The 20,647-nt window shown below is 41.1% G+C and carries 14 protein-coding genes; 10 read left to right on the plus strand and 4 right to left on the minus strand.

Features of this window, described 5'->3' with window-relative positions:
• Window positions 1-112: 112 nt before the first annotated feature.
• The 3 genes from htpG to OCV43_RS03275 all read right to left on the minus strand — a co-directional run bounded on the left by htpG (window position 113) and on the right by OCV43_RS03275 (window position 7,637).
• Window positions 113-2,209: a molecular chaperone HtpG gene (gene htpG / locus OCV43_RS03265; RefSeq protein ID WP_262623410.1), complete on the minus strand. Its 2,097-nt coding sequence runs from the start codon at window positions 2,207-2,209 to the stop codon at window positions 113-115.
• Window positions 2,210-2,425: 216 nt separating this feature from the next.
• A complete protein-coding gene (locus tag OCV43_RS03270) occupies window positions 2,426-3,382 on the minus strand; it encodes a glycosyltransferase family 2 protein (protein WP_262623411.1) in 957 nt (318 codons plus the stop codon).
• 7 nt (window positions 3,383-3,389) lie between these two features.
• Window positions 3,390-7,637: a 2-hydroxyacyl-CoA dehydratase gene (locus tag OCV43_RS03275; RefSeq protein WP_227709417.1), complete on the minus strand. Its 4,248-nt coding sequence runs from the start codon at window positions 7,635-7,637 to the stop codon at window positions 3,390-3,392.
• Window positions 7,638-7,887: 250 nt separating this feature from the next.
• Here OCV43_RS03275 and OCV43_RS03280 point away from each other — a divergent pair, with 250 nt between their 5' ends.
• The 4 genes from OCV43_RS03280 (at window position 7,888) to pdxR (ending at window position 12,828) form a co-directional block, all read left to right on the plus strand.
• Window positions 7,888-8,748 (plus strand): cation-translocating P-type ATPase, encoded by an 861-nt coding sequence (locus tag OCV43_RS03280; protein WP_022243109.1) that lies wholly within the window; start codon window positions 7,888-7,890, stop codon window positions 8,746-8,748.
• Between the two features lie 120 nt (window positions 8,749-8,868).
• Window positions 8,869-10,539 (plus strand): glutamine--tRNA ligase/YqeY domain fusion protein, encoded by a 1,671-nt coding sequence (locus tag OCV43_RS03285; RefSeq protein WP_022243108.1) that lies wholly within the window; start codon window positions 8,869-8,871, stop codon window positions 10,537-10,539.
• A 15-nt stretch (window positions 10,540-10,554) separates the two neighbouring features.
• Window positions 10,555-11,406, plus strand: coding sequence for a DUF2225 domain-containing protein (locus tag OCV43_RS03290; RefSeq protein ID WP_262623412.1), 852 nt, complete (start codon window positions 10,555-10,557; stop codon window positions 11,404-11,406).
• 12 nt (window positions 11,407-11,418) lie between these two features.
• Window positions 11,419-12,828: a MocR-like pyridoxine biosynthesis transcription factor PdxR gene (gene pdxR, locus OCV43_RS03295; RefSeq protein ID WP_262623413.1), complete on the plus strand. Its 1,410-nt coding sequence runs from the start codon at window positions 11,419-11,421 to the stop codon at window positions 12,826-12,828.
• A gap of 67 nt (window positions 12,829-12,895) precedes the next feature.
• Here the strand turns inward: pdxR and OCV43_RS03300 are convergent, their stop codons facing one another.
• Window positions 12,896-14,122 carry an argininosuccinate synthase gene (locus OCV43_RS03300; protein WP_022243105.1) on the minus strand — a complete coding sequence of 409 codons (1,227 nt, stop codon included), beginning with the start codon at window positions 14,120-14,122 and terminating at the stop codon, window positions 12,896-12,898.
• 315 nt (window positions 14,123-14,437) lie between these two features.
• Between OCV43_RS03300 and argC the strand changes: the two genes are divergently transcribed.
• The 6 genes from argC (at window position 14,438) to OCV43_RS03330 (ending at window position 20,561) form a co-directional block, all read left to right on the plus strand.
• Window positions 14,438-15,493 carry an N-acetyl-gamma-glutamyl-phosphate reductase gene (argC, locus tag OCV43_RS03305; RefSeq protein ID WP_262623414.1) on the plus strand — a complete coding sequence of 352 codons (1,056 nt, stop codon included), beginning with the start codon at window positions 14,438-14,440 and terminating at the stop codon, window positions 15,491-15,493.
• 12 nt (window positions 15,494-15,505) lie between these two features.
• Window positions 15,506-15,967, plus strand: a complete 462-nt coding sequence (locus tag OCV43_RS03310; protein WP_117696967.1) for a GNAT family N-acetyltransferase — start codon at window positions 15,506-15,508, stop codon at window positions 15,965-15,967.
• A gap of 63 nt (window positions 15,968-16,030) precedes the next feature.
• A complete protein-coding gene (argJ, locus tag OCV43_RS03315; protein WP_262623415.1) occupies window positions 16,031-17,254 on the plus strand; it encodes a bifunctional glutamate N-acetyltransferase/amino-acid acetyltransferase ArgJ in 1,224 nt (407 codons plus the stop codon).
• Between the two features lie 66 nt (window positions 17,255-17,320).
• Window positions 17,321-18,220, plus strand: a complete 900-nt coding sequence (gene argB / locus OCV43_RS03320; protein ID WP_262623416.1) for an acetylglutamate kinase — start codon at window positions 17,321-17,323, stop codon at window positions 18,218-18,220.
• A complete protein-coding gene (locus OCV43_RS03325) occupies window positions 18,213-19,406 on the plus strand; it encodes an aspartate aminotransferase family protein (RefSeq protein ID WP_262623417.1) in 1,194 nt (397 codons plus the stop codon). Before argB ends, OCV43_RS03325 begins: the two co-directional genes overlap by 8 nt.
• A 9-nt stretch (window positions 19,407-19,415) precedes the next feature.
• On the plus strand, window positions 19,416-20,561 hold the full coding sequence (locus tag OCV43_RS03330; protein WP_262623418.1) for a type 2 periplasmic-binding domain-containing protein: 1,146 nt from the start codon (window positions 19,416-19,418) through the stop codon (window positions 20,559-20,561).
• Window positions 20,562-20,647: the final 86 nt, after the last annotated feature.

A 20,647-nucleotide genomic window follows, 5' to 3' on the forward strand; every position in this document is an offset into this window, starting at 1 on the left:
AAAAATAGAAAAATTCATACAAAGAAACGCCAAAACCGACATTTGCCGGAGTTGGCGTTTCTTAATTAGGGACTTATTTTACAGCCCCTTTTGGGTAGTTCTTCTTGAACTTTTATTTTGCCAGCAACATCATGATATCGTTGCTACGCTGGATGAATTTTGTCATAGCATCTACGGATAATGGCTGGTTGCTTAAAACAGCTAAATCGTAAAGCTGCTGACAGAACATTGGTACATGCTCGGAATCTTTGTGATTTAAGATGTACTGGACCAGAGGATGACTGGTATTTAAGGTCAGTGTCTGGTCTGCCGCAAACATGGAAGTATCCATACCGCCCATGCCATTCATGGCATACATTTTCATCATATCCTGCATACGTCTGCCTTCCTCGGAGAGAGTAATAACAGAAGCAATGTCGGCATTTTTCAGTTTGGCAGCTTTAATCGTAAGCTTATCATTCTTTAAGGTATCCTTGAATACTTTGGACAGGGTTTCTTCTGCCTCTTTGGCATCCTCAGCATTTTCCTCTTTCAGGGAATCGGTAAGGTCTGCATCGATTCGCATGAATTTGAATTTCTCATTACGCTGCTCTAACTGGCTGATGAAGGAGGTATCGATATTGTGATTTAAGATAACTGCATCCATGCCCTGTTCCTTGAACATCTTGATATACTGTCCCTGCTGAACCGGATCGGTAACATAGTAAATCGGTTTTCTTTCATCCTTTTCTTCTGAGTTAGAAGCAGTATCAGCGGTCTTATCAGCATCAGAAGCATTGTCAGAAGCGGTATCTTCGGTACTACCTTCCGTATTTTCATCTGCTTTTTCGTCTTCTTTCAGAAGCTCCGGAAGAGTAAGGTACTTATCATCTAAGTTCTTAAAGAGAATGTAATCATTCATCTTGTCACAGAACTTGGTATCTTTTAAGCAGCCGAATTTGATAAATGGGCTGATGTCATCCCAGTATTTTTCGTAGCTTTCTTTTTCGGTCTTGCACATACCGATTAATTTATCTGCAACTTTTTTGCTGATGTAATCGGAAATCTTCTTTACAAAGCCATCGTTCTGCAGAGCACTACGGGAAACATTAAGCGGAAGGTCAGGACAGTCAATCACGCCCTTTAAGAGCATTAAGAATTCCGGAATCACTTCCTTAATGTTATCTGCGATAAATACCTGATTATTATATAATTTAATAGTTCCTTCGATGGAATCGTATTCCGTATTAATCTTCGGGAAGTACAGAATACCTTTTAAGTTAAATGGATAGTCCATATTCAGGTGAATCCAGAATAAAGGCTCTTTATAATCCATAAATACTTTCCGGTAGAAAGTTTTGTATTCTTCGTCGGTACATTCGCTCGGAGTCTTAGTCCACAGTGGGTTCGTATCATTCAATGGAACCGGACGTTTTAAAATCTTAAGCTTTTCGGTTCTTGGAGATACTTCTACGACTTCTTTTTTGCCATTTTCATTTTCTTTTTCTTCTGTCTTTGCTTCTTCAACGATTGTTTCAATGACAGTATCGGTATCTAATTTATCTTCCGGTTGGATGGTCTCATACTGTGGCTCTGCATTTGCCTTGGTCAGATAGATTGGTACCGGCATGAAAGAGCAGTACTTCTCAATGACTTCTCTTGCACGATATTCGTTGGCAAATTCCAAAGCATCTTCATTTAAGAATAGAGTAATTTTGGTGCCGACTTCGGTACGGTCACTGTCTTTCATATCAAATTCTGTACCGCCATCGCATTCCCAGTGAACAGCAGTAGCACCATCTTTATAAGAAAGGGTATCAATGTGAACCTCATCTGCAACCATGAAAGCGGAATAGAAGCCCAGTCCGAAATGACCGATAATCTGGTCTTCGTTGGCTTTATCTTTGTATTTCTCCAGAAAATCGGTAGCACCGGAGAATGCAATCTGGTTGATATATTCTTCTACTTCATCAGCGGTCATTCCAAGACCGTTATCGATGAAGGTAAGGGTTTTATCGTCTGGGTTGACAATAACGTGGATTTCAGGCTTATAATCGGCTGGAAGGGTATATTCGCCCATCATTTCCAGCTTCTTTAATTTGGTAATGGCATCACAGCCATTGGAAATCAGTTCACGATAGAAAATGTCATGATCGGAATACATCCATTTCTTTATAATCGGAAAAATGTTATCGCTGCTAATTGATAAATTTCCATGTTTATTACTCATTTAAAACACTCCTTTTCTTTCTCTATATAATTTCTTGTTCTATTTTGTAGTGTCAGACTACAAATCCTAATAGAAATATTATACTTTGCAAATTTAAAAGTCAATAGAAAATTAGCACTCTTTAGAAAAGAGTGCTAACAAAAATCCGCAACACCAGTATTTATGGGACGCTGCGGATTTCTTAAAAGTTTATAAACTTTCCGTTTAATCATTTTTTCATTCAGATTTAACAGCTTTATCTGGGCTTAAATTGCTTTCCTGGCAGACATAAATTGGCCGTTTTTTAACCTCCATATAAGTGCGGGAAAGGTAGGAACCTAAGATTCCGATGCACAGAAGCTGGATACCTCCGATAAAGATAACGATACATGCCATGGACGGCCAGCCGAAAGCGGAGCCGCCGAATAAAAGCTGCCTTACAATAATAAAGATAATCGCAAGGAAGGAAATGATACACATAAACATTCCGGTAAAGGATGCAAGCTTTAACGGAGCTGTAGAGAAGGATATCATTCCGTCTAAGGAGTAGCGGACCAGCTGGAAGAAAGACCATTTGGTTTCTCCGGCAATCCGCTCTGTATTTTCAAATTCAATCCATTTGGTACGGAAACCGACCCAGCCAAATAACCCCTTGGAAAAGCGGTTGTATTCATTTAATTCTAACAACGCATCCACAAAAGGACGGTTCATCAACCGGAAATCTCTGGCACCATCTACGATATCTGTATCGGACATTTTGCGGATAAGCTTATAGAACATCCGGGCAAAGAAAGAGCGGACAGGCGGTTCTCCTTTGCGGTTTACCCGTCGTGTGGCAACCGAATCATAGCCTTCTTCCCGGATGGCGTGAAGCATCGAAGGAAGCAGGGAAGGCGGATCCTGTAAATCTGCATCCATAATGGCAGTATAATCACTGGTCGAATTTTTCAGACCGGCATAAATAGCCGCTTCTTTTCCAAAATTACGGGAAAAGGAAATATAATATACACTGTTATCGGAAGAAGCAAGTTTTTTTAGAATGGCAAGGGTATTGTCCGTTGAGCCATCATTGATAAACAGCAGCTTAAGAGAAATCTCTGTAAGCTGTTGTCTGATTTTTGAAATCTCTTCGTAAAAATACGGAAGTGCTTCTTCTTCATTATAGCAGGGTACAATAATCGTCATTGTTTGCATAAAAGAATCAATCCTTTGCAAGGTTCTTGTTGGCAGTAGAGAGCATCAGTTTGATACGGTTCAACTGGTTAACCTCACTGGCACCCGGGTCATAGTCGATAGCCACGATGTTAGAAAGAGGGTACTGGTGACGCAGCTTCTTGATAACACCTTTACCAACCACATGGTTTGGCAGACAGGCAAATGGTTGTGTACATACGATATTATTGGTTCCGGTATGAATCAGCTCTAACATTTCACCGGTTAAGAACCAGCCTTCACCGGTCTGGTTACCCTGTGATACAATCTCAGAAGCATATTTTGCCAGTGTTTCAATGTGGGCAGGTGGATCAAAGTGTTCACTCTTTTCAAATTCGTCACGGGCAGCGGAACGGAGCCATTCGAAAAATCTGATACCGAGGTTTGAGACTCTTGCGGATTTCCTGCTCATGCCAAGGTGTTCTGCTTTAAAGTTCTGGTTATAGAAGCAGTAGAGCAGGAAGTCGGTAAGGTCAGGAACAACAGCCTCAGCACCTTCGGACTCCAGTAAGTCTACCAGATAATTATTTGCGGCTGGAAGGAATTTAACCAGAATCTCACCAACGACACCAACCTTAGGTTTCTTAATGTCTTTCATCGGAAGACGGTCGAAGTCACGGATGATTTCACGGCACATCTTTTTGTATTTCCGGTGGGAGACAAAGCCCTTCCTGGAAATAAATGCAATGACACGTTCCTTCCATTTCTCATGAAGTGCATTGGCAGAACCAGGTACTTCCTCATAAGGTCTGGTGCGGTAGAGACAGCGCATGAAAATATCGCCAAACTCCAGGGCATAAAGACCGTGCTGGATAAGCTGTGGTGTAAATTTAAAGCCTGGGTTCTTCTCTAAGCCGCTTAAGTTGATGGAAATAACCGGAACGTTTTTATAACCGGCTTTTTCCAAGGCACGGCGGATGAAACCGATATAGTTGCTGGCACGACATCCACCACCGGTCTGGGAGATTAAAATAGCAGTCTTTGTCATATCATATTTTCCGGACATAACAGCACTCATAATCTGACCGACAACCATAAGGGAAGGGTAGCAGGCATCATTATTTACATATTTTAATCCTACATCTACAGAGTCACGGTTATCATTGTCAAGTACAACCAGATGATATCCGGCAGCCTGGAAAGCAGGCTCTAAGAGTTCGAAATGAATCGGTGACATCTGCGGACAGAGAATTGTGTAACTGTCACGCATCTCTTCGGTAAATACTACGCGGTTAAAGTTAGCGGGAACGATGGTACGTTTTTCCTGACGTTTTTCTTTGACACGGATAGCAGCAAGAAGAGAACGGATACGGATTCTTGCGGCACCTAAGTTATTTACTTCATCAATTTTCAGGCAGGTATAAATCTTGCCGGATTTGCTTAGAATGTCATTGACGCAGTCTGTTGTAACGGCATCTAATCCACAACCGAAGGAATTCAACTGGATTAAATCAAGGTTATCCTGTGTCTTTACAAAGTTTGCTGCAGCATACAGTCTGGAGTGATACATCCACTGGTCCATAACAATAAGCGGACGCTCTACTTCATGGAGATGTGCTACGGAATCCTCTGTAAGTACAGCTAGACCATAGGAATTAATCAGTTCCGGAATACCATGGTTGATTTCCGGATCCACATGATATGGACGGCCGGCAAGTACAATACCACGTTTTCCAGTCTCTTTTAAATATGCTAAAGTTTCTTCTCCTTTGTGCTTGATATCCTCTCTGGCATTGGAAAGCTCCTGCCATGCAGTTTTCGCGGCAGCTTTGATTTCTTCTGCCGGAATGGAGAACTCTTCGGTAAAGGTATGTACTAACTGCTCGGTCAGAACGTCAAGGTTGGTAAATGCCATAAAAGGATTTAAGAAACGAACCTGACCTGAAGTAATTTCATCTACATTATTCTTGATATTTTCGGCATAGGATGTAACAATCGGGCAGTTGTAGTGATTGTTAGAATCCGGGAATTCATTTCTTTCATAAGGAATACATGGGTAGAAAATGAAATCTACCTGATGCTGAATCAGCCAGGATACATGACCGTGGGCAAGCTTGGCCGGATAACATTCGGACTCGCTTGGAATGGAATCAATACCAAGCTCGTAAATCTTTCTGGTTGACTGTGGAGAGAGTACTACTTCAAATTTTAAAGCTGCAAAGAAGGTTGCCCAGAATGGGTAATTCTCATACATATTTAATACTCTCGGAAGTCCTACGGTTCCGCGGGTGGCTTCTTCTTTCTTCAGTGGAGGATAAGCAAAAAGCCGTTCATTCTTATATTCAAAAAGGTTTGGAATATTTTCTTTATTCTTTTCTTTGCCAAGTCCACGTTCACAACGGTTACCGGTAATGTAGGAACGGTTGCCGGAGAAACGGTTGATGGTTAAAAGACAGTGGTTGGTACATCCCTGACAGCGGGTCAGCTTGGTATCAAAGGTCAGTGCATTGATTTCATCAATGGAAAGCATGGAAGTCTGGTAACCTTCCTCATGACGCTCCCTTGCAATTAAAGCAGCACCAAAAGCACCCATGATTCCTGCAATATCAGGTCTTACCGCTTCACAGCCGGAAATTTTTTCAAAGCTCCGGAGTACCGCATCATTGTAGAAGGTTCCACCCTGAACTACGATATGCTCACCTAAATCCTTTGCATCGGAAAGCTTGATAACCTTGAAAAGAGCATTCTTGATAACGGAATAAGCAAGACCGGCGGAAATATCAGCAACGCTTGCACCTTCCTTCTGAGCCTGTTTTACCTTGGAATTCATAAATACGGTACAACGGGTTCCAAGGTCAATCGGATTTTCAGCAAATAAAGCTTCTTTGGCAAAATCCTGCACACTGTAATTTAATGATTTCGCAAAAGTCTCGATAAAGGAACCGCATCCGGAAGAGCAGGCTTCATTTAACTGAACACTGTCAACGGTCTGGTTCTTAATCTTGATGCATTTCATATCCTGACCACCGATGTCTAAGATACAGTCTACATCCGGGTCAAAGAAAGCCGCTGCATAGTAGTGGGCAACGGTTTCTACCTCACCGTCATCCAGCATAAGGGCAGCTTTTAATAAAGCCTCTCCATAACCGGTGGAGCAGGAGTGTACAATATGTGCATCCGCTGGTAATAAGGAATAGATTTCTTTGATGGATTTGATGGCAGTAGCCAAAGGACTTCCGTTGTTGCTGCTATAGAAAGAGTAGAGAAGAGAACCGTCTTCTCCTGCCAGCGCAATTTTGGTTGTGGTGGAACCGGCATCGATTCCAAGGTAGCAGTTTCCTTTGTAAGTAGAAAGATCCGCTGTCTTTACATTGTGTCCGTTATGACGGGCAGTAAAGGCGTCATAGTCAGCCTGGGTTGCAAAAAGAGGCTCCATACGGGCTACTTCAAATTCCATTTTAATATCAGAAGACAATTTGTCTAAAATATCGGATAAATCGTAAGTGACATCTTCTTTATAATTTAATGCAGAACCAATGGCTGCAAACAGATGGGAATTTTCCGGTGCAATAATGTGTTCATCATCCAGTTTTAAGGTGCGGATGAAAGCTTCCTTTAATTCAGAAAGGAAGTGCAGTGGTCCACCTAAGAAAGCAACGTGACCACGGATTGGTTTTCCACAGGCAAGACCACTGATGGTCTGGTTTACGACTGCCTGGAAAATAGAAGCAGATAAGTCCTCTCTGGTAGCACCTTCATTAATCAATGGCTGGATATCGGTTTTTGCAAATACACCGCATCGTGCAGCAATCGGATAGATGGCATCATAATTTTTGGCATACTCATTCAGACCGGATGCATCTGTCTGGATCAAAGATGCCATCTGGTCAATAAAGGAACCGGTACCACCGGCACAGATACCATTCATACGCTGCTCCACATTACCACCTTCAAAATAAATAATTTTGGCATCCTCACCACCAAGCTCAATGGCAACGTCAGTCTGTGGCGCATAGTCCTGTAAGGCAGTAGATACGGAAATAACCTCCTGCACAAACGGAATGCCAAGATGTTTGGCAAGGGTAAGTCCGCCGGAACCGGTAATCATCGGTGCCAGCTTTAAATTCCCAAGCTTATCAAATGCCTTTTTTAATAAATCCGTTAAGGTTTCACGGATATTGGCAAAATGTCTTTCGTAGTCTGCAAACAGCAGCTCGTTATTTTTTCCAAGAACAGCAATTTTAACGGTTGTGGAACCGATGTCTATTCCCAGTTTGTTAAGATTTTTGTTTTCCATAATAATCACCCTGTATTAGTCTGTTACTTCATATTAATAATGTGTTTCATAAATTCCAAAACAAAATCCATTATACGACAGTATTTTTCAAAAAACAATTCCTAATAAAAGAATTTATGGATTGTTTAGAAATAGTGGGGAATCTGAAATTTTTATGAAGAAATCCCAGTGTCGTTGACAAATCTTTGGGGATACTTCTATAATAGTAGATAGATTGCAATAAACTAATTTATGAAATATGAGGTGTAATATGAATTTTTTGAATAAAATGGAGCGTAAAATTGGAAAATACGCCATCCCGAATCTGATGATTTATCTGATTGCAGCATATTGCATCGGATTTGTGATTTATACGGTAAATCCGAACTTTATGTTGATGCTGACCTTAAGCCCTTATCATATTCTGCATGGACAGGTATGGAGACTGATTACCTGGATTCTGATGCCGACAGACACCAGAGTATTCTCACTGCTGATTATGGCGCTTCTTTATTATCAGCTTGGTTCTGCACTGGAACGGAGCTGGGGCACGTTCCGTTTTAATGTTTATATTTTCGGCGGAATGTTATTTACCGTAATCGGAGCGTTTATTTTATATGGAATATATGCAGCAGCCGGAACAGGAAGCTTAGAAACAATTTCATTGATTTCAAGCCTTACTTTCACTACGAATTATATCAATCTGACCATATTCCTTGCCTTTGCGGTCATGTATCCGGAAATGCAGATTTTACTGTTCTTTATTATTCCGGTAAAAATGAAGTGGATGGCAGTGGTATATGCAGTACTGATTGCAATTAATCTGATTTTAACCAGCTGGGGCGGAAGAATTGCTATCATTATGTCTATTTTAAACTTCCTGATTTTCTTCCTGTCTACCAGAAATTACAGAAGGGTATCCCCGAAGGAAATTCACCGGAAGCAGGTATTTAAGGCTCAGATGCGGGAGCCGAGGAGAGGCAGCATGGTGACAAAGCATAAATGTGCAGTCTGTGGAAGAACTGAGCTGGATGATCCAAACCTGGAATTCCGTTTCTGCTCCAAGTGCGATGGCAATTACGAATATTGTCAGGATCACCTGTTTACCCATCAGCATATTAAGCACAGCTAGAAAAGGAAAACGCGACCGGACAACATTTTGACGGAACTCCAAAAATCGTTATTGATTTAGCGGGCGTTTGACTTTATAATAGATATATTAGTGAAGAAACGAACCCAGGAGGAAGACAAAATGGAAAACGAAGCTGTCTCCAAGAATTTTATTGAGCAGATTATTGACAAAGATTTAGCAGAAGGACATTGTAAAACGGTGCATACCAGATTTCCACCGGAGCCAAATGGCTATTTGCATATCGGACATGCCAAATCTATTCTTTTAAATTATGGACTTGCACAGGAGTATAACGGCTTATTTAATATGCGTTTTGACGATACCAATCCGACCAAAGAGCGAAGCGAATTCGTAGAGTCAATCAAAGAGGATATTAAATGGCTGGGTGCGGATTGGGGCGACAGATTGTTTTTCGCATCCAATTATTTTGACCAGATGTATGAAGCAGCTGTAAAACTGATTAAGAAAGGGAAAGCATATGTTTCTGACTTAAGCGCAGAAGAGATGCGCGAGTACCGCGGAACCTTAAAGGAGCCGGGAAAAGAAGATCCGTCAGCCGGTAGAAGTGTAGAAGAGAACTTAGAACTGTTTGAAGCAATGAAAGATGGCAGGTATGCAGACGGTGAGAAGGTATTGCGTGCCAGAATTGATATGGCTTCTCCAAATATGAATATGCGTGACCCGGTTATTTACCGTGTGGCACATATGACTCATCAGAATACAGGGGATAAATGGTGCATTTATCCGATGTATGATTTTGCACATCCAATCGAGGATGCCATTGAAGGAATTACACATTCTATCTGTACGCTGGAATTCGAAGACCACAGACCTTTATATGACTGGGTTGTCCGTGAGTTAGAGTATGAGAATCCACCAAAGCAGATTGAGTTTGCAAAATTATATCTTACCAATGTGGTAACCGGTAAGCGTTACATTAAGAAGCTGGTAGAGGAGCATATTGTAGATGGATGGGATGACCCGCGTCTGGTATCCATTGCCGCTTTGAGAAGAAGAGGCTTTACACCGGAGTCTATTAAAATGTTTGTAGAGCTGTGCGGCGTTTCCAAGGCAAACAGTTCGGTAGATTATGCAATGTTAGAATATTGTATCCGTGAGGATTTGAAATTAAAACGTTCCCGCGTGATGGCAGTATTAGATCCAATTAAGGTTATTATTGACAATTATCCGGAAGATCAGATAGAATACTTTGATGTGGTCAATAATATGGAAAATGAAGCTCTAGGCAGCCGTAAGGTTCCGTTTGCAAGAGAACTTTACATTGACAGAGAAGATTTCATGGAAGAACCGCCGAGAAAATATTTCCGTATGTTCCCGGGTAACGAAGTGCGTCTGATGCATGCGTATTTTGTGAAATGCAACAGCTTTGTAAAAGACGAGAACGGAAAAGTGACAGAGATTCACTGTACCTATGACCCGGAATCCAGAGGCGGAAACAGCCCGGATGGAAGAAAGGTAAAAGGAACCATTCACTGGGTAGCAGCACCAACCGCAGTGAAAGCAGAAGTAAGATTATACGAGAATATTGTGGACGAAGAGTTGGGCGTATATAACGAAGACGGAAGCCTGAACTTAAATCCGAATTCTCTTACCGTATTAAAAGAGTGCTATGTAGAGCCAGGTCTTGCAGATGCAAAAGGATATGACAGCTTCCAGTTTGTACGACAGGGATATTTCTGTGTAGACGCGAAAGATTCAAAAGAAGATGCACTGGTATTTAACCGCATCGTTTCACTAAAGAGTTCTTATAAACTGCCAGCTCAGCAGTAGAGCGGAGGAATAGATATGAATTTATTTTCTGGATTGGAAAAATTCGGAATAAAGGCAACTGACAGTACAGACCTTTATGCCGATGAGAAAGCAGCAGAAAAGAAAACAAAAGAAAAAGTAGAAACAGCCGTAGTACAGCCAAAGGAAGAGGATTTCCTTTTAGATAAGACCGTGCGCTGCCCGGTATGTGATAAAGAATTTAAGACGAAAATGGTAAAAGTCGGTAAGGTGAAGCGATTGGAGCCGGATGCAGATTTGAGACCGAGACAGCAGTATGTGGATTCTTTGAAATATGATGTGGCATCCTGCCCGAATTGCGGATATACTTCACTGAATCGTTATTTTGAACATATTACCATGGGTCAGATTAAATTGATTAAGGAACAGATTAGCCGGAATTTTCATCCGCAGGCACCATCTGACGATGCAACATGGGATTATGATAAGGCAATTGAAATGCATAAGTTATCCCTGTTTAATTCGATGGTAAAGAAAGCGAGAACCAGTGAAAAAGCATATAACTGTCTGATTCTTGCATGGTTGCTTCGCACCAAAGCAGAGGAATTAGAGACTGCCGGTAAAAAAGAAGAGGCAGCAGCCTGCAGACAGGAAGAGGAATCTTTCTATAAAGAGGCCTATGATGGCATGATGAAGGCAGTAAGTACAGAGATGTTCCCGATTTGTGGAATGGATCAGAGTACTATGGATTATCTTCTTGCAAATATGGCATTCCATTATAAGCGGTATGATGTAACATCAAAATGCTTAAGCCGTGTTTTGAGTTCCGCAAGTGCAAATCGTAAGATTAAGGATAAATCCTTGGAATTAAAAGAAATTATTTTAAAAGAGCTTAAGAAAAACCGATAGGTGGATAACGGGATGAAGGAATTATGGATTGATTTACAGCCGGATTCTCCACGCGCACTTTATGAGCAGATTTACGAATATATTCGTAAGGATATAGCAGACGGTAAGATTTCCCCGGGGGAAAAATTACCGTCTACTCGTTTTATGGCCAAAAATCTGCAAATCAGCAGGAGTACCGTGGAACTGGCATATGAACAGCTTACAGCAGAGGGGTATATTGAACCAAAACCCTGTGCAGGCTATTTTGTATGCGATATCAGCATGCTATATCAGCTGAGCCGTGGACAGGAAAAGCCAGAAGAGGGAAGACTCATGGAGCGGCAGAAAAAGCAGTATGAAATCAGTTTTTCTCCATATGAGATTGACCGGAAGCATTTTCCCTATGGAATATGGTATCGGATGCATAAGAGTGTAGTGCCGGAGGATAACCCGGATTTATTGCTTTCGGGAAATCCGAAGGGAGAACTGAATCTTAGAACGGCAATCAGCCGCTATCTCTATCAGGCGAGAGGGGTAGTCTGCGATGAAAAACAGATTCTTCTTGGTGCCGGTAATGAGTATCTTCTGTTATTGTTAGCTCAGATTATGGGGCGGGATAAGAAAGTGGCAATGGAGAATTATACTTATTTGCAGGCATATTATACTTTCTGTAATATGGGATATCGGGTGCTGGCAGAAGAAATTGATGAAGATGGAATTTGTATGGAGGCTATCCGGAAAGAAAATCCGGATATGGTTTATGTCATGCCATCCCATCAGTTCCCGTTGGGAAATGTCATGCCGCTGCGAAGAAGGCTGGAACTTTTACAGTGGGCGTCTGAAGGAGAAGAACGTTATATCATAGAAGATGACCACGATAGTGAGTTCCGTTATAAAGGAAAGCCGATTCCGGCTTTGTGGGGAAATGATACCGGAGAACATGTGATTTATATAGGAACTTTTTCAAAAAGTATTGCCCCATCTCTTCGAATCAGTTTTATGGTACTGCCCCATTCCCTGATGGAGCGGTACCACAGTTCCTGTGGTTTCTATGCCTGTACGGTGCCGCGGAACAGTCAGGAAGTATTGTGCCATTTTATGGAAGAAGGGCATTTTGAACGGCATCTGAACCGTATGCGTAATAACTATAAGAATAAGCACGATACTTTTATGCGTCTTTTAAAGCAGGAAGACTGGGTCTGCCGCATTTACGGTGATAATGCCGGCTTGCATGTATTGGTAGAACTGGAAGTGAAGTGGAAGGAAGAAGAGGTGGTAGAGCAGGCGAGAGAGCAGCATATTGAAATTCATGGACTGGGTGAATATGTGATTCAAAAGCCAAAGGAAAAGAAAGTTCCGACACTGGTGCTTGGATATGGTAATCTGACAGAAGATGAAATGGAACAGGGTCTTGCTGTATTAAGAGAGATTCTGGATAAATAAAAAAGACATTACATATCGGCGGCTGTCGAATGTAATGCCTTTCTCTTTTGTGTTATGTTAGAAAATACTATTTCTGGTTATTTTTTTCTAATTCCTGCATTTTCATAGCACGAACTTTTAATGGAAGACCAAACAGCGTGATGAATCCATCTGCATCATGGTGATCATAAAGGTCTCCGGTTGTAAAGCTTGCCAGTGACTCACTGTAGAGAGAGTATGGAGAAGTTGTTCCGGCTTTGATGATGTTTCCTTTGTAGAGCTTGAATTTCACTTCACCGGTTACATATTCCTGGGTAGACTCAACGAATGCCTGAACTGCTTCACGTAAAGGTGTGAACCATTTTCCTTCGTAAACAATCTGAGCCATACGATTGCCCATATCTTTTTTAACATCCATAGTAGCACGGTCTAATACGAGTTCCTCTAACTGACGATGTGCTTCCATCAGGATAGTTCCGCCAGGAGTTTCATATACACCACGGGATTTCATACCAACAACACGGTTTTCTACGATATCGATGATACCAATTCCATGTTTGCCGCCTAAACGGTTTAATTCACGGATGATATCGGAAACTTTCATTTTCTTTCCATTAACAGCAGTAGGAACACCTTTTTCAAAGGTCATGGTTACATATTCGCCCTCATCCGGAGCTTTTTCCGGAGAAACACCAAGAACTAAAAGGTGGTCATAGTTTGGCTCATTTGCAGGATCCTCTAACTCAAGACCTTCGTGGCTGATGTGCCATAAGTTACGGTCACGGCTGTAGCTCTGGTCAGTAGAGAATGGAAGATGAATGCCATGTGCTTTGCAGTATTCAATTTCGGATTCACGGGAATCCATTTTCCATTTGTCATCACGCCAAGGAGCAATAATTTTAATATCAGGAGCAAGTGCTTTGATAGAAAGCTCGAAACGAATCTGGTCATTTCCCTTACCGGTTGCACCGTGGCAGATAGCAACAGCATTTTCTTTTCGTGCAATTTCAACTAATTTCTTGGCAATACCAGGACGAGCCATAGAAGTTCCTAAGAGATATTTGTTCTCATATACGGCATCTGCCTGAACACATGGAACAATATAGTCATCACAGAATTCATCTGTAATATCTTCAATATATAATTTGGTTGCACCGGATAATTTTGCTCTTTCATCAAGACCGTCCAGCTCTTCACCCTGTCCGCAGTCAACACAGCAGCAGATTACTTCATAATCATAATTTTCTTTTAACCATGGGATGATAGCGGTTGTATCAAGTCCACCAGAGTACGCTAAAACAACTTTTTCTTTCATAATAATAGGTATCCTTTCTTCAGATGTTTTTTAACTAGGACTAATATACAACAAAAAAATTAAATACGCAAGCGAAAAAATATACATAATATACTTATAAAAATGCATAATTATATACAAAGGGTACATATTTATGTATAAAAAACGGATAATATAATAATAAAAGAAGACTTATAGAATCACAAATTAACTGAAAAAGCGTGAAAACAGAAAATAATACTTGCATAATGTATAAAACGAATGTATAATTATGCACTGTAAATGGCATGCAAATTTCGTGTGTGCCATAATCTTAAGAAGAAAGAAGATGTAAAAATGATTAAAGCAGGAATTATCGGAGCAACCGGATATGCAGGAGCAGAACTGGTAAGGATTCTTATGGGACATCCTTCCGTAGAGATTAAGTGGTATGGCTCCAGAAGTTATATAGATAAGAAGTATGCAGATGTTTACCGTAATATGTTTGAAATCGTAGAGGATACCTGCCTCGATGATAATATAGAAGAGCTGGCAAAGCAGGTGGATGTTATCTTTACAGCAACACCGCAGGGTTTCCTTGGCTCTGTATTGAATGAGAAGATTTTATCCGAGACAAAGGTAATTGATTTGAGCGCAGATTACCGTATTAAAGATGTGGCTACTTATGAAAAATGGTATAAAATTGAGCATAAGAGTCCACAGTTTATTGAAGAAGCCGTTTACGGACTTTGCGAAATCAATCGTGAAAAGGTGAAAAATGCAAGACTGGTAGCCAACCCGGGATGCTATACCACCTGTTCTATTTTAACCGCATATCCGTTGGTAAAAGAGGGACTGATTGATGCCAATACATTGATTGTGGATGCAAAGAGCGGTACTTCCGGTGCAGGACGTGGAGCAAAGGTCAATAATCTGTTCTGTGAAGTAAATGAAAATATGAAAGCATATGGCGTGGCAACCCACAGACACACACCGGAAATTGAAGAACAGTTAGGTTATGCAGCCGGAAAAGAGATTACCATCAGCTTTACACCACATCTTGTTCCGATGAACCGTGGTATCTTAGCAACAGAGTACGCATCACTGGTAAAGAAAGCAGACGGAAGTTATCCAACCAAAGAAGAGATTCGTGCAGCTTATGAAAAATATTATAAGAACGAGAAATTCGTCAGGGTATTAGAGGATGGTGTGTGCCCGGAAACCAAATGGGTAGAAGGAAGCAACTATGTAGATGTGAACTTTGTAGTAGATGAGCGTACCGGAAGAGTGATTATGATGGGTGCGCTGGATAATCTGGTAAAAGGAGCAGCCGGTCAGGCGGTTCAGAATATGAATTTATTATTTGGATTAAAGGAATCGGAAGGTCTCGAACTGGTACCGATGTTCCCGTAAGCAGGAGAGAATATGGCAGAAGCTACATATATATTAAGAACAATGAAAGAAGACGATTTTAATGAAGTCCATGCACTCTGGATGAGCATTCACGGATTTGGCATCCGGAGCATTGATGATTCGGAAGAAAATGTGAAACGTTTTATCCGAAGAAATCCGGACACCAGTATCGTGGCATGTATGGATGGAAAAATCGTAGGAGCTATTCTTTGCGGACAGGATGGAAGAAGAGGATGCTTTTATCATGTATGCGTCCATGAGGATTACCGGAAACATGGTATTGGAAAAGCAATGGCAATGATGGCAATGGAAGCATTGAAAAAAGAAGGCATCAACAAAGTAAATCTGGTGGCATTTACCAGTAATGAGCTGGGCAATGGATTCTGGAAGAATATGGGCTGGACATTCCGGAAGGATATGAATTATTATGAATTTGATTTGAATCCGGAAAATGTAACTGTATTTAATCCATAAATAAATTTGGAAAGCAGACAGCTTAAGATAAAAGACAGAGGAAAGCAGGACAGGAGGCATATTATGAAAAAAGTAGAAGGCGGCGTTACCGCAGCAGAAGGTTTTCAGGCTGCATCCACAGCAGCAGGTATTAAGTATAAAGACAGAACAGATATGGCAATGATTTATTCCACAGAGCCATGTGCAGTTGCCGGAACATTTACCACGAATGTCGTAAAGGCAGCACCGGTAAAATGGGATAAGGACATTGTAAAGAACAGTGCATTTGCACAGGCAGTTGTAGTAAATGCCGGAATTGCCAATGCATGTACCGGAACAGAAGGATTAGGATATTGCAAAGATACCGCAAAGAAAACTTCAGAGTTAATGGATATTCCGGAGGATGCAGTTCTTGTGGCATCCACAGGAGTAATTGGAAAACAGCTTCCGATTGACCGTATATGTGCCGGCGTGGAACAGATGAGTAAAAAATTAAGTGGTGATTTAACTAGTGGGCATAATGCGGCACTTGCTATTATGACAACAGATACCCATGAGAAAGAGGCTGCAGTGGAGGTAGAGCTTTCCGGTAAGAAGATTACCATCGGTGGAATGTGTAAAGGCTCTGGCATGATTCATCCGAATATGTGTACCATGTTAAGCTTTATCACAACAGATGCTGCAATTTCAAAAGAAATGTTGCAGGAAGCACTGAGCAGTACCGTAACAGATACTTATAACATGATTTCCGTAGATGGAGATACTTCCACCAACGACACCTGCCTGGTACTGGCAAATGGCCTTGCAGGCAATGAAAAAATCAAAGAGAAGAATGAAGATTACGAAACATTTTGTGAAGCACTTTATTATGTCAATGAAGCACTGGCTAAGATGATGGCAGGAGATGGCGAAGGCGCAACTGCTTTATTTGAAGTAAAAGTAGTGCATGCGGCATCCAAAGAAGATGCGGTTATCTTAAGCAAATCCGTAGTAACATCAAGCCTTACCAAGGCTGCAATCTTTGGACATGATGCTAACTGGGGACGAATCCTCTGTGCATTGGGCTATTCCGGCGTGGAATTTGATCCGGAGCAGGTTGACCTTTATTTTGAAAGTGCAGCCGGCAAGCTGATGATTATCAAAGATGGTGTTGCCGTAGATTATTCCGAGGAAGAGGCAACTAAGATTTTATCTGAAAATGAAGTAACTGCCATTGCAGATATGAAGATGGGTGAAGCCTGTGCAACAGCATGGGGCTGTGATTTGACCTATGATTATATTAAAATAAATGCGGATTATCGTTCTTAAAAAAGATTTGATTGAAAAAAATATACGAAAAAAGATTTTTTAAGAAAAGGAAAGAGGATTGGACAGATGGAAGAAAACAGTATGCAGGAAATATTGAAAAAAGCTGAGGTATTAATTGAGGCATTGCCATATATCCAGCGTTTCAACCGCAAAATTATCGTAGTAAAATACGGCGGAAGTGCAATGGTAGATGAAGAGTTAAAGCAGAGCGTTATCCAGGATGTAACTCTTTTAAAACTGGTTGGTTTCAAACCGATTATTGTTCATGGTGGCGGTAAAGAAATCAGCAAATGGGTTGCAAAAGCCGGAATGGAGCCGGAATTTATCAATGGACTTCGTAAAACCGATGCACCTACCATGGAAATTGCAGAGATGGTTCTTGGAAAAGTCAATAAATCACTGGTTCAGATGGTAGAAAAGCTTGGCGTGAACGCAGTAGGTATCAGCGGTAAAGATGGTGGACTGCTGAAGGTAAATAAGAAATTATCCAATGGACAGGATATCGGGTATGTGGGTGAAGTTAAGGAAGTAAATCCAAAGATTTTATATGATCTTCTCGAAAAAGATTTCCTGCCGATTATCTGCCCGGTAGGTCTTGATGATAATTATGATACTTACAATATCAATGCAGACGATGCAGCGTGTGCAATTGCCCGTGCCGTACAGGCAGAAAAACTTGCATTCCTTACAGATATTGAAGGTGTATACAAAGATCCGGATGATAAATCTACACTGATTTCCGAACTTAAGATTTCAGATGCACACAAGCTGATTAAAGATGGTTATATTGGTGGCGGAATGCTTCCAAAATTAAATAACTGTATTGATGCCATTGAAAATGGTGTATCCAGAGTACATATCTTAGATGGTAGAATTGCACATTGTCTGTTACTGGAAATCTTTACAAACCGAGGAATCGGAACAGCAATTTTAGGAGATGCGGAGGAAAAGTTTTATCATGAATAAACAGGAATATATGGATTGTGAAGATAAAGCATTATTACATACTTATAATCGTTTCCCGCTGGTATTAGATCATGGTGAGGGCGTATATCTTTATGATACCGATGGAAAGAAGTATCTTGATTTTGCGGCAGGTATTGCAGTAGAAGCGTTGGGATACAGCAATGAAGCGTATAAGCAGGCATTAAAAGACCAGATTGATAAAATTACACATACTTCAAATCTTTATTATAATGTCCCGATTATGGAAGCTGCAGAAAAATTCTTAAAAGTTTCCAAAATGGACAGGGTTTTCTTCACCAACAGTGGAGCAGAAGCCATTGAGGGAGCAATTAAGGCAGCAAAAAAATATGCCTATACCAGAGATGGTCATGCAGACCATGAGATTATAGCCATGAACCATTCCTTCCATGGAAGAACCCTGGGTGCATTATCCGTAACCGGAAATGCCCATTACAGAGAACCGTTTGAGCCACTCTGCGGTGGTGTGAAATTTGCAGATTTTAATGATATTGAAAGTGTAAAAGCTCAGGTAACAGAAAAAACATGTGCCATTATTTTTGAAACCGTGCAGGGAGAGGGTGGAATTTATCCGGCAGAGGAATCCTTTATGAAAGAGATTTCAGCACTCTGCAAAGAGAAAGATATTCTTCTTATTTTAGATGAAATCCAGTGTGGAATGGGAAGAACCGGAGAAATGTTTGCATGGCAGCATTATGGAATCAAACCGGATATTATGACCAGTGCCAAGGCATTGGGCTGTGGAGTGCCGGTAGGAGCATTTGCCATGACAGAACGTGTGGCAGAGAAATCCTTGGCACCGGGTGACCATGGAACCACATATGGAGGTAATCCGTTTGTCGGAGCAGCGGTCAGTAAGGTGATGGACTTATTTGAAGAATTAAAGCTTACAGACCATGTAAAAGAAATCGCAGTTTATCTGGAAAGCGAACTGGATAAGCTGGTAGAAGAATATGATTTTATTACAGCCCGCCGTGGTATGGGACTGATGCAGGGGCTTGTAAGCACAAAACCAGTTGGAACCATCGCAGCAGAAGCATTAAAAGAAGGTTTAATTATTATAACAGCCGGCGCAGATGTAATCCGTATGGTGCCGCCACTTGTGATTGAAAAAGAGCATGTGGATGAAATGATAACGAAACTGAAAAACGTACTGGATTGTATGTAGGCAGGGTATATGAAAAAGAAAACAAAGGAAATCATAGAAACAACAACGCTGGCAGTGGGAGTTATCCTGCTGTCAGCGGCTGCTTTTTACAGCAGCAAAGAAACAGGGAAAACAGAGTTAAAAACAGACAGAAAAGAGCAGATAACATCTGAGCAGGAAACAAAAGAAGCATATGAAGCAGCACAAAAGGAGCTATCCTTTTGGTACAGCGATGCAGACTGCAGGAATTATTTTGAACAGTGTGCAGTGGATTATTATGCCAAAACCGGTATCGCAGTGGGGATCCGTTATGTAGATGAGGAATCTTATCTTGAACAGATTTATGATGCAACGATGACGGAAGAAGACTATCCGGATTTGTATCTTGCCTGGAATGATGCAAAAGATAAGGCGTATTTATATGGTGTTGCAACGGAAGAAGAATACCCATTGTTTTTTGATACACTGGTGATGGTATATCAGAAAGAGAATTTCCCGGAAGCACCGGAGAGTATTTCGGAAATTTTAGACTATGGACAGAATAACCTTTTAGGAGAAGGTGTAGGAAATCTGCTGGAATGGAATGTGGCAGATGGATTTTATGATTATCCATTTGTGGGGACTGAAGTGGAATGGAATGAGACGGACTATACCCTTTTGACGACATATGGAGAAAAATATAATGATGAATTAACTTTCTTTAAAAACCTTTCAGAAACCGTGGGAATTGATACGGATGAAATTGACAGAAATCAGGTGGTGGAGAATTTTAATCAGGGGGCATCTTTGTGTGCAATCATTGATTCTGATGATTTAAATAAGATGACAGCAGAAAATTATGGCGTTTGCGGGCTGCCGATGTTAGACGATACCACACCGATGCAGGGGGTTGCCAGAACGGGGATCCTTTTGGTAAATGAATTTTCGGGGGAAAAAGATATGGCGGCTGATTTTGCTGCTTTTATAGAAAAAGAAGAAGTGGATACCCTGCATGCAATGACTGGTCATATTTCTACAGATGAAGGTGCCAGCCGGGATGAAGCAGAACAGGCAGCTTTTATGCAGTATCAGAACAGCCAGCTGGTACCGGATGCTGCAAATGCAGGTGAGTTCTGGTCAGAATTTACAAGGCAGATGAAGGCATTGTGGAATGGTGGAAGCCTGCCACAGGAATAATTTGAAAATACTACTTGTATAAAGGGCAAATTTTCGTTAAAATAGAAAACAGTAAGCATTAGGGGACTTTCTTACATAACAGAATT

This window comes from Roseburia amylophila (genome assembly GCF_025567465.1).
GTDB classification, from domain to species: domain Bacteria; phylum Bacillota; class Clostridia; order Lachnospirales; family Lachnospiraceae; genus Roseburia_C; species Roseburia_C amylophila.